Annotated in this window: 16 protein-coding genes and 1 pseudogene; 9 read left to right on the forward strand and 8 right to left on the reverse strand. The window is 70.5% G+C overall.

All coding sequences use genetic code 11. The annotated features are described in order from the left end of the window. Positions 1-1,020 (reverse strand): cystathionine gamma-synthase (locus tag ACFWY6_RS05775; RefSeq protein WP_384686746.1); only part of this gene is annotated, 1,020 nt, incomplete at its 3' end. 102 nt (positions 1,021-1,122) lie between these two features. Here ACFWY6_RS05775 and ACFWY6_RS05780 point away from each other — a divergent pair. The 4 genes and pseudogenes from ACFWY6_RS05780 to ACFWY6_RS05795 all read left to right on the forward strand — a co-directional run. Then, the gene (locus tag ACFWY6_RS05780; protein ID WP_384686748.1) at positions 1,123-2,292 is read left to right on the forward strand and encodes a hypothetical protein; all 1,170 of its coding nucleotides are present in this window, start codon (positions 1,123-1,125) and stop codon (positions 2,290-2,292) included. A 97-nt stretch (positions 2,293-2,389) separates the two neighbouring features. Next, on the forward strand, positions 2,390-3,061 hold the full coding sequence (gene msrA, locus ACFWY6_RS05785; protein ID WP_384686750.1) for a peptide-methionine (S)-S-oxide reductase MsrA: 672 nt from the start codon (positions 2,390-2,392) through the stop codon (positions 3,059-3,061). Continuing rightward, complete coding sequence (locus ACFWY6_RS05790; RefSeq protein WP_384686752.1) at positions 3,058-3,654, forward strand: hypothetical protein; 597 nt, start codon at positions 3,058-3,060, stop codon at positions 3,652-3,654. Before msrA ends, ACFWY6_RS05790 begins: the two co-directional genes overlap by 4 nt. 486 nt (positions 3,655-4,140) lie before the next feature. Further along, positions 4,141-4,275: pseudogene (locus ACFWY6_RS05795) on the forward strand (peptide-methionine (S)-S-oxide reductase); the annotation flags it as partial. Positions 4,276-4,306: 31 nt separating this feature from the next. Here the strand turns inward: ACFWY6_RS05795 and ACFWY6_RS05800 are convergent. Beyond that, positions 4,307-4,546: a hypothetical protein gene (locus tag ACFWY6_RS05800; protein ID WP_384686754.1), complete on the reverse strand. Its 240-nt coding sequence runs from the start codon at positions 4,544-4,546 to the stop codon at positions 4,307-4,309. 230 nt (positions 4,547-4,776) lie between these two features. On the opposite strand from ACFWY6_RS05800, the gene ACFWY6_RS05805 reads away from it, so the two are divergent. Then, positions 4,777-5,436: an ATP-dependent Clp protease proteolytic subunit gene (locus tag ACFWY6_RS05805; RefSeq protein WP_361825843.1), complete on the forward strand. Its 660-nt coding sequence runs from the start codon at positions 4,777-4,779 to the stop codon at positions 5,434-5,436. A gap of 5 nt (positions 5,437-5,441) precedes the next feature. After that, positions 5,442-6,050: a ClpP family protease gene (locus tag ACFWY6_RS05810; protein WP_384686757.1), complete on the forward strand. Its 609-nt coding sequence runs from the start codon at positions 5,442-5,444 to the stop codon at positions 6,048-6,050. Positions 6,051-6,055: 5 nt separating this feature from the next. On the opposite strand, the gene ACFWY6_RS05815 is transcribed toward ACFWY6_RS05810, so the two are convergent. Both ACFWY6_RS05815 and ACFWY6_RS05820 read right to left on the reverse strand, forming a co-directional pair. After that, positions 6,056-6,493 (reverse strand): helix-turn-helix domain-containing protein, encoded by a 438-nt coding sequence (locus ACFWY6_RS05815; RefSeq protein WP_384686759.1) that lies wholly within the window; start codon positions 6,491-6,493, stop codon positions 6,056-6,058. A gap of 103 nt (positions 6,494-6,596) precedes the next feature. Further along, entirely contained in the window at positions 6,597-7,499 is a 903-nt protein-coding gene (locus ACFWY6_RS05820) for an aminoglycoside phosphotransferase family protein (protein WP_384686761.1), read from the reverse strand. A gap of 53 nt (positions 7,500-7,552) precedes the next feature. Here ACFWY6_RS05820 and ACFWY6_RS05825 point away from each other — a divergent pair, with 53 nt between their 5' ends. Next, a complete protein-coding gene (locus ACFWY6_RS05825; protein ID WP_384686763.1) occupies positions 7,553-8,389 on the forward strand; it encodes an alpha/beta fold hydrolase in 837 nt (278 codons plus the stop codon). A gap of 55 nt (positions 8,390-8,444) precedes the next feature. Here the strand turns inward: ACFWY6_RS05825 and ACFWY6_RS05830 are convergent, their stop codons facing one another. Both ACFWY6_RS05830 and ACFWY6_RS05835 read right to left on the reverse strand, forming a co-directional pair. Continuing rightward, on the reverse strand, positions 8,445-8,831 hold the full coding sequence (locus ACFWY6_RS05830; protein ID WP_384686765.1) for a VOC family protein: 387 nt from the start codon (positions 8,829-8,831) through the stop codon (positions 8,445-8,447). A gap of 165 nt (positions 8,832-8,996) precedes the next feature. Then, positions 8,997-9,467: a VOC family protein gene (locus ACFWY6_RS05835; RefSeq protein WP_384686766.1), complete on the reverse strand. Its 471-nt coding sequence runs from the start codon at positions 9,465-9,467 to the stop codon at positions 8,997-8,999. 98 nt (positions 9,468-9,565) lie between these two features. Here ACFWY6_RS05835 and ACFWY6_RS05840 point away from each other — a divergent pair, with 98 nt between their 5' ends. Then, a complete protein-coding gene (locus tag ACFWY6_RS05840; protein ID WP_384686768.1) occupies positions 9,566-10,441 on the forward strand; it encodes a helix-turn-helix transcriptional regulator in 876 nt (291 codons plus the stop codon). Here the strand turns inward: ACFWY6_RS05840 and ACFWY6_RS05845 are convergent. Further along, positions 10,404-10,778 carry a DUF1330 domain-containing protein gene (locus tag ACFWY6_RS05845; RefSeq protein WP_384686770.1) on the reverse strand — a complete coding sequence of 125 codons (375 nt, stop codon included), beginning with the start codon at positions 10,776-10,778 and terminating at the stop codon, positions 10,404-10,406. The two genes, ACFWY6_RS05840 and ACFWY6_RS05845, sit on opposite strands and share 38 nt — an antisense overlap. 149 nt (positions 10,779-10,927) lie before the next feature. Next, positions 10,928-11,986, reverse strand: a complete 1,059-nt coding sequence (locus ACFWY6_RS05850) for an NAD(P)-dependent alcohol dehydrogenase (RefSeq protein ID WP_384686772.1) — start codon at positions 11,984-11,986, stop codon at positions 10,928-10,930. Positions 11,987-12,104: 118 nt separating this feature from the next. On the opposite strand from ACFWY6_RS05850, the gene ACFWY6_RS05855 reads away from it, so the two are divergent. Continuing rightward, the gene (locus tag ACFWY6_RS05855) at positions 12,105-13,010 is read left to right on the forward strand and encodes a helix-turn-helix domain-containing protein (RefSeq protein ID WP_384686774.1); all 906 of its coding nucleotides are present in this window, start codon (positions 12,105-12,107) and stop codon (positions 13,008-13,010) included. Positions 13,011-13,016: the final 6 nt, after the last annotated feature.

A 13,016-nucleotide genomic window follows, 5' to 3' on the forward strand; every position in this document is an offset into this window, starting at 1 on the left:
AGAGTCTCGCGCCCCCCCGCCGCGCCACTCCCAGTGGGTTACCAGGTGCGCGGGGACCCCCCCCGCCCCCGCCGCCTCCTCGCCGCCCTCCACCTGGAAGGACACCATCCCGCCGAACGCCTTCATCTGCTTCGCCGCGATCTCGTGCCCGGGGTGCTCCGGAAGCCCGGGGTAGAGAACACGCGTCACGCGCGCGTGCCGCGTCAGCATCTCCGCGACCTTCGTCGCGTTCTCGCTGTGCCGGTCCATCCGGACGGCCAGCGTCTTGATGCCGCGCAGGACAAGCCACGCGTCGAAGGGCCCGGCCACCGCGCCCATCGCGTTCTGGTGGTACGCCAGCTCCTCCCCCAGCTCCGCGTCGTCGACGACCAGCGCGCCGCCCACCACGTCCGAGTGCCCGCCCATGTACTTCGTCAGGGAGTGCACGACGACGTCCGCGCCGAGCGAGAGCGGCTGCTGCAGGTAGGGACTGGCAAAGGTGTTGTCGACGACGAGCTTCGCGCCCGCCTCCTTGGCGATCTGCGCGACGGCCGCGATGTCCGTGATGCCGAGCAGCGGGTTGGAGGGCGTCTCCACCCAGATCACCTTCGTACGGTCGGTCAGCGCCGCCCGCACCGCCGCCGGGTCCGAGGTGTCCGCGACGGACCACTCCACACCCCACCGCGAGACGACCTTCGCGAAGAGCCGGAAGGTGCCGCCGTACGCATCGTTGGGGATGACCACATGGTCACCGGGGCTGAGCAGCGTACGCAGAAGGCAGTCCTCGGCGGCGAGGCCCGACGCGAAGGCGAGCCCGCGCCGGCCGCCCTCCAGCGCGGCCAGGTTCTCCTCCAGAGCGGTACGGGTGGGGTTCGCGCTGCGGCTGTACTCATAGCCGCCGCGCAGCCCGCCGACGCCGTCCTGCTTGTACGTCGACACCTGGTAGATCGGCGGTACGACGGCGCCGGTCAGCGGGTCCGCGGTATTGCCCGCGTGGATCGCGACGGTCTCGAAACTCTGCCTGCTGTGCATGTCACTCATGCGGCCAGAGCCTAATGCGGGACAGGCGCGCACCGGCGAGTTCAGGGGTCGAGTTCGAGACTGGTTCGCCAAGTGTCCGACCCGTCTGGTTCGCTTGTAGGCATGGAGATTCTCTGGGTGCTGATGGCGGCGATCATGATTGGGGCGGTTCTTGGCCCGTTCCTGCTGCGCAGGCGCGGCGGAATCCGCCAGGTCGCGCCCGGTTCGCCGGACGCCGCGGACCCGGCGGAGTACGGCTTCGCGCTCCAGGAAGAGCTGGACATCCGCATGCCGGGCCCGGACCGCGACCTCCTGGACGTGCTCGACGTCGTCCAGGGCTCGCAGAGCTGGAAGGCCGCGTCGCAGCTGCTCGCGGGCACCGAGGTGCACGGCGAGGTGCGCTGGCAGCGGGTGCAGGCGTTCGCCGGAGCGGCGTCCCTGGAGCTGCAGCAGCGGCCGGGCCAACAAGAGGTGCAGCGCGGAGCGCTTCAGCCAGGGGTGGTGGTCGGGAGAGGGGCGGGCGACAACCCCGGCGGGCAGTGGCTGCGGGTGTGGCGGGCCGAGGCGCCCAAGGACGCGGGCGGCGCCGCGGTGCACGCGGAGTTCCTGGTCCAGCAGGCCTGGCGGTCCGCGACGTCCGGGACGGACGAGTTCCGGATCATCCTGGAGGAGGCGAAGGAGGCCTGCGCGCAGGCGGCGCTCCTCTCCCCCGGGGACCCGGTCCCGTACATCATCGAGCTCTCCATCGCCCGCGGACTCGCCTACCCGCGCGAGGAGTTCGAGCAGCTGTGGCTGAAGATCCTGGACCGCTCCCCCGCGCACATGGGCGCGCATCTGGCGGCGCTGCACTACTGGTGCGAGAAGTGGCACGGCTCGCGTGACCTCGCGTACAACTTCACGGAGGCCGCGGCGGCCCGCGCCCCCAAGGGCTCGCTCCTGTCGGCGCTCCCGCTGTTCGCGGTGTACGAGCACCTGCCCGAGGTGAACATGGTCCGGGGCTTCTACCAGAGCGAGGTCGTCACCAAGGCCGTCGAGGGCGCACTCTTCGCGGTCCACTCGGCCCGCCCGGACGACCCGATGCTGGCGCACGTACGCCACCTCCTGATCTTCTTCCTGGTCCGCAGCGAGCGCTGGGCGGAGGCGATGAACCAGCTGGTGCACGTGGACGGCCACGTGGGCGCGCTCCCCTGGACCCTGTCCTCGGACCCGGCGGCGGACTACGCGGTGTACCGCGCACTGGCGGTAGGCGGCTACGAGGCGAACGGCGGCAGCCCGGCAACGCTGCCGCACTGACCGGGCCCAGGAATGCACCCCTGCCCACACACGTTGACGTAAGGGCCGCACGCACCCACCGCGTACGCCCCGCTCCGCCCCAGGAGGAACGACTCCCATGCTCTTCGGCAGCCGCACGCCCGAGCTCCCCACCCCCGAGCAGGCCCTGAAGGGCCGCGCCACCCCCGAGTTCGAGGTCCCGTCCCGCCACACGGTCCTCGGCAACCCCCTGCTCGGCCCGTACCCCGAGGGCCTGGAGATCGCGGACTTCGCGCTGGGCTGCTTCTGGGGCGCGGAGCGCAAGTTCTGGCAGACGGAGGGAGTCTGGACAACGTACGTCGGCTACCAGGGCGGCTATACGGAAAACCCCTCCTACGAAGAGGTCTGCTCGGGCCTGACCGGCCACACGGAGGCGGTCCGCGTGGTCTTCGACCCGGCCCGCGTCTCGTACGCGACGCTCCTGAAGCTCTTCTGGGAGTCCCACAACCCGACGCAGGGCTTCCGCCAGGGCAACGACGTGGGCACGCAGTACCGCTCGGCGATCTACACCCACTCCGCAGCCCAGGAGTCGGCGGCGAAGGCCTCCCGAGACGCGTACCAGCAGGTCCTGACTGCCTCGAACCACGGCACGATCACGACAACGATCCTCCCGGCGGAGTCCCGCACGTTCTGGCCGGCGGAGGGGTACCACCAGCAGTACCTTTCGAGCAGCAAAAACCCGGATGGGTACTGCGGGATCGGCGGCACGGGCGTGTCCTGCCCGATCGGTGTCGCAAAAGCAGACGGGTGAGCATTGAAGTCACCGCCGAGCTGTTGGCGGGGCTGTGGCAGGAACGGCGGCCGTCGGGCCCGCCTATTGCCCATACGTTCCGCGGTACGTACGCGGACCGCTGGGTGCGCTTCCACAGCCTCCCCAGCTCGAAGCGCTACCCGGAGTCAGACGACGAGTACGCGATCGTGTTGGACCGGTACAACACGATCCTCGACGAACTGTTCGCGGACACGGACGTGTTCGTCGTGACCATGGACTGGTCGCGCACCCCGACTGGGCCCGTCGGCTACCCGACACCACGAGAGACGCTGCACCCGGACGGCATCCGCTGGTGGACCGAATCCGAGCAGGACGACCCCGACCCGGAGTTCCACACCCACACCCGCCTGTACGCCGACCGGCGCCCGTGGGAACGCGGCTGCATCGACGAACTGCTACGCGCCGTCGCGGACGAGAACCTTGTCGAAGTGTTCATCACCGACACGGAGCTCCGACGCATCCACCATCCATACGACGGAGGCGCAGACGTCATCCTCGCCACACCTGAGGATCGCGACCGACTGCGCGACCGGCACGCCGACTGGCTCAGCAGCCACCCGGCCGGTCTCTGACAGAGGAACGGGAACCGCTACCTCACTGGCCGAGGACTGACACCAGCAGTACCTTTCGAGCAGCGGAAACCCGGACGGGTACGGCGGGATCGGCGGGACTGGCCTTGAGCTGGAAAGCCCGTCGGAGACGAACTGGGGTCGGGCCTGCCTGCCCGACGGGGATCGCTCCGGCGCCTCAGGCCCCGGAGCAGTAGACCTTCCGCTCCCGCTCGGCCGAACAGGCTGCGCCGCCGACTGTGAGTCTCGGCGGTACAGCCAACTCACGCACCGTTCAGGCGCGGTGACTCCGCAGGGCCCTCCCTGGCCGTCCTCAAGCCATATTCAGCCATACCGCCCGCTTACTGCGTGAATCATCAAGCACGCCGCCACGATTACAGACATGGCGACTTCGGGCGTAGGCCACCACCGGGACTAACTGATCATCGTTGATCACGTTGAACTCCCCCTGCCTGTCGGGCAGTTCTAATACTGCATGAAAGATAGAGGTATCACCAGCAGTACCTGGACAAGAACCCGGACGGCTACTGCGGGATCGGTGGCACGGGCGTCACCCTGGACAGCCCGTCGGAGACGAACTGGGGCCGGGCCTGCCCGACGGGAATCGCCCCGACCGACGGCTGACCACAGCCACAGCCGCCGGGACCTCAGCCGTTCACTCGACGCCGAGATCCCGGCGCATCACGCGCCGCAGCTCGGCGACGGCTGCGTCATTCGCGGCTTCCGAAGCCTCGTACGCGTTGCTGTCGGCATCGGCGCCCTCAAGCACGCAGTCGCGCGTCGCGCGGAGGGCGACGAACGTCGCCCTGGCGGCTTCGACCACCTCGGCCGGGGCGAGGATCGCCATCTGGTGACGCAACTCGTAGGCCCCGGGAGCGAGGAAGAGTTCGCGCACCCGCCGCTCGCACTCCTCGTCCCGGGGCGAGCAGCGTCGCGCCCACACCGATCCCCGCACCGAACAGCGTGCTCACAGGCGATATCCACCCGGGATGTCTGCATCGTCGAACGCTGCCGCTCTGCCGACGGCAGATCTGCCCCAGGCAGAGATCCCTTACCCGGCGCCCCGTACGAGTCGACAGTGGAGGGAACGCGGCGAGCACCGCCGCTCCACTCCTGGGAGGCTCGATGTCATCGCTCATCAACGGCTGGGATCCGGCCCGCAGTCCGCGGGGCGAGGAAGGAGGTTCACGGGCGACCGCGTTCGATGACCACCTCGCCGCCCAACTCCTCACCCAGCGCATCGTCTTCCTCGGCACCCAGGTCGACGAGGCCTCCGCCAACCGGGTCTGTGCGCAGATGCTGCTGCTCTCCGCCGAGGATCCGCGGACCGACATCAGTCTCTACATCAACAGCCCTGGCGGCTCCGTCACCGCAGGGCTCGCGATCTACGACACCATGCGGCTCATCCCGAATGATGTGTCGACCCTCGCCATGGGATTCGCCGCCAGCATGGGGCAGTTCCTGCTCACCGTCGGGACCGCGGGGAAGCGGTACGCCCTGCCCAATGCGCGGATCATGATGCATCAGCCGTCCGCCGGCATCGGCGGGACCACCGCCGACATCGCGATCCAGGCGGAGAACCTGGAGTTCACGAAGAAGGCCGTCGAGCGGATCACCGCCGAGCACACCGGGCAGAGCGAGGAGACCATCTCGCGGGACGGCGACCGGGACCGGTGGTTCACCGCCGGGCAGGCCAAGGAGTACGGGATGGTGGACAGGGTGCTTGACTCGCTCGCCGATGTGCGTCCCGCGGCCACCAAGCCGCGGATGGGACTGGGGGTCTGACAGCCATGAGCCAGTACACGATTCCTACCGTCGTCGAGCGCACCCCGCAGGGCGAGCGCGCCTACGACATCTACAGCCGGCTGCTCTCGGAGCGGATCATCTTCCTCGGGACCGAGATCGACGACGGGGTGGCCAATGTCGTCATCGCGCAGCTGCTCCACCTGGAGAGCTCCCACCCCGAGCGTGAGGTCGCGATCTATATCAACTCGCCGGGGGGTTCGTTCACTTCGCTCATGGCCATCTACGACACCATGAGCTTCATCAACGCGCCGATCTCGACCTTCTGCGTCGGGCAGGCCGCCTCCACCGCCGCCGTGCTGCTCGCCGGGGGCGATCCCGGGCGGCGGTTCGTGCTCGAGCACGCGCGTGTGCTGCTCGGGCAGCCCGCGAGCGGCGGGCAGCAAGGGACGGTCTCCGATCTCGCCCTGCAGGCCAAGGAGATGATGCGGATCCGCTCGCAGGTGGAGGACGTGCTGTCCCGGCACTCGGGGCACGATGTCGCCACGCTGCGTGCGGACATGGACCGCGACAAGGTGTTCACCGCCCAGGAGGCGGTGGCGTACGGACTTGCCGATGAGGTGCTCAGTCGGCGCAGTCTGTTCGCCGCCGCGTAACTGCCCTATGCGGCAAGGCGGATGTCTCCCTGGCGCGGGCGCGTCGTCGGCTGGGCGTGGCGGGTCAGCTCGGTCTGGGCCAGGGAGAGCAGGTCCGCCAGGCTCAGGCCGAGCGCGCGGGCGCCGGCCGCGAGGACTTCGGAGGAAGCCTCCTTGCGGCCGCGCTCCAGCTCGGAGAGGTACGGCATCGAGATGCGGGCCGCCTCGGCGACATCCTTGAGCGTACGTTCCTGGGCGAGGCGCTCGCGGCGCAGTACGTCACCGATGACGTCCCGCCACAGGGGCTCTTTTGCCGCCGGGGATACGGGAGTTGTGCGTACGGGGGCGGCTCCCGGGCGGGTCCGACCCGCTGTCTGCGGGCGCGGGCGCAACGGGATGACGCGGGCCCGCTGCTCGTTCGGCGGGGCCTGCTCCGACTGGTGGTTCCGCTCTTCGCTGCTCACCTCTTCAGGGTAGGAGCCGCACGAGCATGGGGAAGTGATCAGCGTTCCGCCCCCGGCGAAATCCCGGTGCCGGGAGAGCCTCACCGCTACGCCAGCACCTGCTCTACGCCAGCACCTCCGCCAGGCCGTCCGCCGCCATCACCCGCCACTGCGGGTCACCGTGCAGCCGCCCCCAGTACGCCATGGTCACCGCCCTGGCCTGCGTCCACCTGCGGGACCGCTCCCGTTCGACCCCGGCCGCGTCGGAGAAGACGGCGAGGCGGTGCAGGACGGCGGCCCTGGGGTCGGTGGCGGTGAGCAGGTCCTCGAAACGGTGGTGGAGCAGCGTGATCGCGTCGTACGCCGGGTCGCCCGCGTACCCCTTGGGGTCGATGGCCAGCCAGGGTTCGCGCTCGCCCTTGAGTACGTTGCCGACGTGCAGGTCGCCGTGGATGAGGGTGTCCGGCTGGTCCGGTCCCAGTTCCCGCAGCGTGCCGATCGCGGCGTCGAGCAGGCGGGATGCGAGGGGTGAGCTCAACTCCTTGTCGTTGTCGCGCAGTTCCTGCTCCCATGCGCCGCACCGCTCGCTCATCCGGGGCAGTTCCGCCGGCGCGGGAACGGCCAGCCGGCGTGCGAGGAGTCCCGCCGCCGTCAGGGCCTCCTCGGCATTGCGCACATCGGCCAGCGAGCCGGGGCCCGCCCGCTCGACGAGCATCGCGAACCGTGCGTCGTCCCGTTCGTGGAGGCGGACGGCGCCCCGGCCCGCCCACACCTCGAAGGCGTCCGGCTCGTGGACGTTGCCGGGGTGCGGGAAGGAGATCTTCAGGACGGCGGGCGTGGCGTTCCGGCGCCGCAGTACGGGGACGATGATGCCGACCTGCCCGTGGGTCACCGGGTCGGTCGGTACGCAGTCCCAGCGCCGGAGCAGCTCGTCGGCGAGCTCCGGCAGCGTCGCGAGCCATGCGCGGCCGCGCTCGCCCTCCCGCTGGACGGTGCTCGCGGCGAAGCCCTGGGGTGTCTCGATCATTCCGGCACCCTAGGGGCGGGGGGCTAAGGGGACCGTGTGATTACGTTTTCCCCATGCCCTTCGCCCAAGCCGCCGACGGCACCGCCCTGCACTACGAAGTCCACGGCTCCGGCCGGCCCCTGGTGCTGCTCAGCGGGCAGTCCAACAGCCGCCGCTGGTGGGACCCGGTGCGGGACGACTTCGCCGCCGCGCACCGGACCGTCGTGCTCGACTGGCGCGGCACCGGCGAGAGCGGCCGCCCCGACACCGACACGTACAGCACGCCCGGCTTCGCCCGCGACGTCGTCGCCGTACTCGATCACGCGGGCATCGACCGCGCGCATGTGTACGGCACGTCGATGGGCGGCCGCGTCGCGGATGGGGTCTCCCCTGCTCGAGCGCAGCCGAGAGCTTGGGGAAGGCTGGCCGCCGACCATCCCGGGCGGGTCGACCGGCTCGTCATCGGATGTACGTCGCCGGGGGCGCCGCACGGCGTCGAGCGCGGGCCCGAGGTGCGCGCCGCCCTCAGCCAGGCCGATGGCCGTGCCGCGCGCCGCGCCCTCCTGGAGCTGATGTACACGCCCGGCTGGATCGCCCGTCAGGGTGAGGGGGCGGTGTTCCACACCCTCGGCGACCCGGCCATGCCCCCGCACGCGCGCCGCCGCCATCTGCGGGCCAGCGCCCGGCATGACGCCTGGGACGCGCTGCCGCGGATCGCGGCGCCGACGCTTGTCGTGCACGGCACGGACGATCTGTTCAACCCGACCGCCAATGCGCCCCTGCTCGCCGAGCGCATCCCGGGTGCGCGGATGCGGCTGCTCGCGGGGGCGCGGCATGCGTACTTCGAGGAGTTCGCGGGGGTGGCGACCCCGCTCGTTCTCGGCTTCCTCTCGGCTGCGGGTGCGTCGTAGTTGCCCGCGCCCACGCGGCGGAGCCGCAGATGTCACGGCCCCGCGCCCCTTCGGACTACTCCCCGCTTCCGTACGGCCTCGTGAGGATCTCCAGCTTGTGGCCGTTCGGGTCGTCGAAGTATGTGCCCCGGCCGCCGTCGTTGGTGTTGATCTCGTTTTCGATCTTGTGATACGGGTCCGCCCAGTAGGTCAGCCCTGCCGCCTTGATCCGGCCGAAAATGGTGTCGAACTCGTCCTCGGAGACCAGGAAGGCGTAGTGCTGGGGGACGAACGGGCCCCCGTCACCCTCGTAGTAGTCCAGCGTTACGCCGTTGGGGATGGTGACGGGGAAGAAGGGGCCGTACTGGGGACCGACTTCGAGGCCGAGGATGTCGGCCAGGAACTGTGCGGACGCCTTCTTGTCCTTGGCGACGACGATGGTGTGGTTCAGCTCGATGGACATTGCGCGACCTCTTCCTGTGTCTGAACTGTGTCTGAAGTGCCCTTGCCGACATCTTCGACACTAGGCCCGCGCAGGCCTCCCGGCATCGGTCGCACGGCCCCCCACCTGGTGCGCAATGCGGACTAGGGCCGCGGCCCGAGGCGACATCCGGCCACTCGCGACGGCCTATCGCCCGTCCGGGGCCGGGCGGTGTTCGACGTACTCGATCACCGTCCCGTCGGGGTGCCGCGCGCTGAATCCCGCGCCGGTCGGCACCGGCTTCAGGGGGTCGGTGATCTCGGCGCCCGCGGCCGTCAGACGGTCCAGATACTTCCGCGCGCTGTCCACGAGGAGCGTGCCCGCCGTGGCCCGGAAGGGCGCGACACTCTCGTCCGTGCCCTCGATGAGAAGGAAGCCGCCGACCGCCGCGAGGCCGAGGCGCAGTTCGGGGTACGTGAACCACATGTCCCGCTCCACGCCCAGGAGTTGCTCGTAGAAGACGGTGACGGACTCCAGGGTGCCGGGTCCCGTGAAGACCCGCACGAAGGTGCGCGGCTCGGTCAGGTCTGAGGAGTCGGTGGAGCGGCGCCACATGACGGCGCCGTCGGAGGGGTGTTCGGGCGGCCGGTTGTCCGGGTGAGCTGTGCTGTTCGTCATGCGTTCAGGCTCGCGGGCCGCGCCGCCCGCAACCAGTACGGCGATGATGGGGTGACCCGGAGTATCAGGATCGGCAGGACCGGATCTACGCTGCGTCCATGACCACCACCGCCGAAGACACCGCCCGGCGTGGCGAGTTGGGCACGTTCCTGCGGGCGCACCGCGAGCGCCTCGCGCCGGCCGAGGTCGGGCTTCCCGTCACCGCGCGCCGTCGCACCCCGGGGCTGCGCCGCGAGGAGGTCGCCGCGCTCTCCGGAGTCGGCGTCGCCTGGTACACCTGGCTGGAGCAGGGCCGCGTGGACACCTCGCGGCAGGTGCTGGACGCGGTGAGCCGCACCCTCCGCCTCGACGGTGACGCGCACCGCCACGTCCTGGCCCTCGCGGGGTTCGCACCGCCGCGCACCTCCGCCGATGCGGCCCCCGCCGGCCCCCCGGAACACGACAACCTCCGTACGATGATCGCCGGTTGGCCGGACTCGCCCGCCCTGGTGCTCGCCCCCGACCTCACCATCACGGCGTGGAACACCGCGTACAGCACGCTGTGGCCCGACCCCGGCCGCCTGCCCGCCGACCGGCGCAACCTGCTGCTCCTGCTCATCGACGACCCGGACCACCAGCGTCTGCTGCCCGCCTGGGAGCCCTTCGCGCAGGACCTGCACCGCCACTTCCGCGCCCACGCCGACACCCTCCCCGGCGACGACGGGGTACGCGCCCTCACGGAGCGCCTGCACGCCACCCGACCCGACCTCGCGCACTGGTGGGCGTGCCGCTCGGTGGGCGGTTTCGCTCCTCGTACGATCGAAGTGACAAGCAGGGACCGGCAGTTGAGCTATCTGGTCACCCTGCTCACCCCGGCCGCTTCGGCCGGCACCGCGCCCGGCTCGCTGCTGGTCCACACACCGGCGCCCCAGTCGGGCCGCATCGCCACCCCGGAGTTCACGCTTCCGCATCTGCCGAATCCGCCGCGGCCTTAGCGGCGGCCCGCATCCCGGCCGCCAGGTGCGCCGGGTCGTAGCCGGGCGCGACGCCGTCGGCGATGATCGCCTCGCCCTCGATGTGGCGGGTGCGCAGGGGGAGGATCTCCTGGTAGGCCGCCGACTCGTACCAGCCGCGGACGGCGGCCCGGTCGGGGAAGGCGATGACGACGACGTAGCCCGGCCAGGAGCCTTCGAGTTCCTCCAACTGGCCGCCGTGGACCAGGAAGTGGCCGCCGAACGGATCCAGGGTCGCCTGGATCCGTTCGATGTACGTGAAGACGTCCTCGCCGGGCTCTTCGATGGGCCGCAGGTGGGCGATGGCGTAGGCGCTCATGGGGTCCTCCTGGACGCGTTCCGTGCGGATCGGTTCGGTAGCTCCGATCGGCGGCTCCGATCGGCGGCTCCGATCGATGGCTCCGATCCTGCCGGGGCGCGCCCACGCCGTCGATGACGCCCGGGGTAATGCCGGCCGCGGCCGCGGCGTCAGATCGTGGCCGTGTCGATCACGACGCGGTAGCGCACCTCGGAGTTGATGACGCGCTCGTACGCCTCGTTGATCTGGTCGGCGTCGATGATCTCGATCTCGGCGCCGAGCCCGTGCTCCGCGCAGAAGTCGAGCATCTCCTGGGTCTCGGCGATGCCGCCGATCATCGAACCGGCGAGGGTCTTGTTGCCGCCGATCAGGGAGAACAGGTTGATGGCGATGGGCTCCTCGGGGGCGCCCACGTTCACCAGGGCGCCGCCCGTCTTGACCAGGCCCAGGTAGGCGCCGAAGTCCAGCGGCGCGGACACCGTGGAGAGGATCACGTCGAAGGAGCCCGCCAGCTCCTCGAACGTCTTCGGGTCGCTGGTCGCGTAGTAGTGGTCGGCGCCCAGCTTCAGGCCGTCGTCCTTCTTGCGCAGCGACTGCGAGAGGACGGTGACCTCCGCGCCGAGCGCGTGAGCGATCTTGACGCCCATGTGGCCGAGGCCGCCGAGGCCGATCACGGCGACCTTCTTGCCCGGGCCCGCGCCCCAGTGCTTGAGCGGCGAGTACGTGGTGATGCCCGCGCACAGCAGCGGCGCGGCCTCGTCCAGGGACAGGCCGTCGGGGATGCGGACGGTGAAGGCCTCGTCGACGACGACATGCGTGGAGTAGCCGCCGTAGGTGGGCTCGCCGTCCTTGCCGATGGCGTTGTACGTGCCGACGTTGCCCTTGAGGCAGTGCTGCTCAAGGCCCGCCTTGCAGTTCTCGCACTCGCGGCAGGAGTCGACCATGCAGCCGACGCCGACGCGGTCGCCCACGGCGAACTTGGTGACGGCGGAGCCGACCTCGGTGACGACACCGGCGATCTCGTGCCCCGGGACCATCGGGAAGATGCCCTCGCCCCAGCCGTCGCGCGCCTGGTGGATGTCCGAGTGACAGATGCCGGCGTACTTGATGTCGATCAGTACGTCGGTCGCGCCCACCGGGCGGCGCGGAATGGTGGTCCGCTCCAGGGGGGCCTTGGCGGACGGTGCGGCGTAAGCGGAAACGGTGGTGGTGCTGGTCTGTGCGGTCATGACGTCAACCGTGCCAGCGTCGCGGGCATCTACCCAGGTCACAGCTCTGCCTACGTCCAGTGGTCCTACTACTGGCGGGGACAGGCTGCGCTGCGTACGACCCTGGATACTGGAATGCATGGAAGCGAAGCCGACGCCGTCACCCGCCCCCGATCCGCTCGACGGGCGCGCCGAGCTCAGCGAGTTCCTGCGCACCCGCAGGGCCCGGCTGCAGCCCGCGGACGTCGGTCTGCCGGACTTCGGGCGGCACCGGCGGGTGCCGGGACTGCGCCGCGAGGAGCTCGCGCAGCTCGCCGGGGTCTCCGTCGCGTACTACACGCGCCTGGAGCAGGGCAACGGCCGCAATGTCTCGGGCGAGGTCCTGGACGCGATCGCCCGCGCCCTGCGCCTCACGGACGCCGAGCACGCCCATCTGACCCATCTGGCCAAGCCCAAGCAGCACAAGAAGAAGCGGGCGGCCCGCCCCCAGCACGTGCGCCCCGCGCTGCTGCAGCTCGTGGACGCGCTGGACGGTGTCCCCGCCTATGTGGTCGGCCGCCGCTCGGACATCCTCGGCTGGAACCGCATGGCGGCCGCGCTCTTCGGCGACTGGGGCGCGCTGGCGCCGGAGGAGCGGAACTGGGCGCGGATCTGTTTCCTGCACCCCGCGTCGCGCGAGCTGTTCGTGGACTGGGAGCAGAAGGCGACGGACATCGTGGCCTTCCTGCGGATGGACGCGGGCTGCTATCCGAACGATCCGCAGCTCTCCGCCCTGGTGGGCGAGCTCTCCGTGAAGAGCGAGGAGTTCCGGAGCCTGTGGGCCACGCATGACGTGAAGGAGAAGGGGCACGGCAGCAAGCGCATCCACCACCCTCTGGTGGGCGACCTCACCCTGTCGTTCGAGACGCTGCGGCTGCCCGACGACCACGATCAGTCACTGGTCACGTACCACGCGCAGCCGGACTCCGCGTCGGCCGACGCGCTGCGCCTGCTCGCCAGCTGGGGAGCAGACGCGACGCGGGCCGGGGCGGGCGCCGGGAGCTAGGCCACC

It is taken from the genome of Streptomyces sp. NPDC059037 (assembly GCF_042740015.1).
Lineage (GTDB): Bacteria > Actinomycetota > Actinomycetes > Streptomycetales > Streptomycetaceae > Streptomyces.

Excerpts from the sequence above, each read along its gene's own strand:
- ACFWY6_RS05780 (WP_384686748.1), top strand. The coding sequence starts at position 1,123 with ATGGAGATTCTCTGGGTGCTGATGGCGGCGATCATGATTGGGGCGGTT.
- msrA (WP_384686750.1), top strand. The coding sequence starts at position 2,390 with ATGCTCTTCGGCAGCCGCACGCCCGAGCTCCCCACCCCCGAGCAGGCC.
- ACFWY6_RS05805 (WP_361825843.1), top strand. The coding sequence starts at position 4,777 with ATGTCATCGCTCATCAACGGCTGGGATCCGGCCCGCAGTCCGCGGGGC.
- ACFWY6_RS05810 (WP_384686757.1), top strand. The coding sequence starts at position 5,442 with ATGAGCCAGTACACGATTCCTACCGTCGTCGAGCGCACCCCGCAGGGC.
- ACFWY6_RS05820 (WP_384686761.1), bottom strand. The coding sequence starts at position 7,499 with ATGATCGAGACACCCCAGGGCTTCGCCGCGAGCACCGTCCAGCGGGAG.
- ACFWY6_RS05825 (WP_384686763.1), top strand. The coding sequence starts at position 7,553 with ATGCCCTTCGCCCAAGCCGCCGACGGCACCGCCCTGCACTACGAAGTC.
- ACFWY6_RS05830 (WP_384686765.1), bottom strand. The coding sequence starts at position 8,831 with ATGTCCATCGAGCTGAACCACACCATCGTCGTCGCCAAGGACAAGAAG.
- ACFWY6_RS05835 (WP_384686766.1), bottom strand. The coding sequence starts at position 9,467 with ATGACGAACAGCACAGCTCACCCGGACAACCGGCCGCCCGAACACCCC.
- ACFWY6_RS05840 (WP_384686768.1), top strand. The coding sequence starts at position 9,566 with ATGACCACCACCGCCGAAGACACCGCCCGGCGTGGCGAGTTGGGCACG.
- ACFWY6_RS05845 (WP_384686770.1), bottom strand. The coding sequence starts at position 10,778 with ATGAGCGCCTACGCCATCGCCCACCTGCGGCCCATCGAAGAGCCCGGC.
- ACFWY6_RS05850 (WP_384686772.1), bottom strand. The coding sequence starts at position 11,986 with ATGACCGCACAGACCAGCACCACCACCGTTTCCGCTTACGCCGCACCG.
- ACFWY6_RS05855 (WP_384686774.1), top strand. The coding sequence starts at position 12,105 with ATGGAAGCGAAGCCGACGCCGTCACCCGCCCCCGATCCGCTCGACGGG.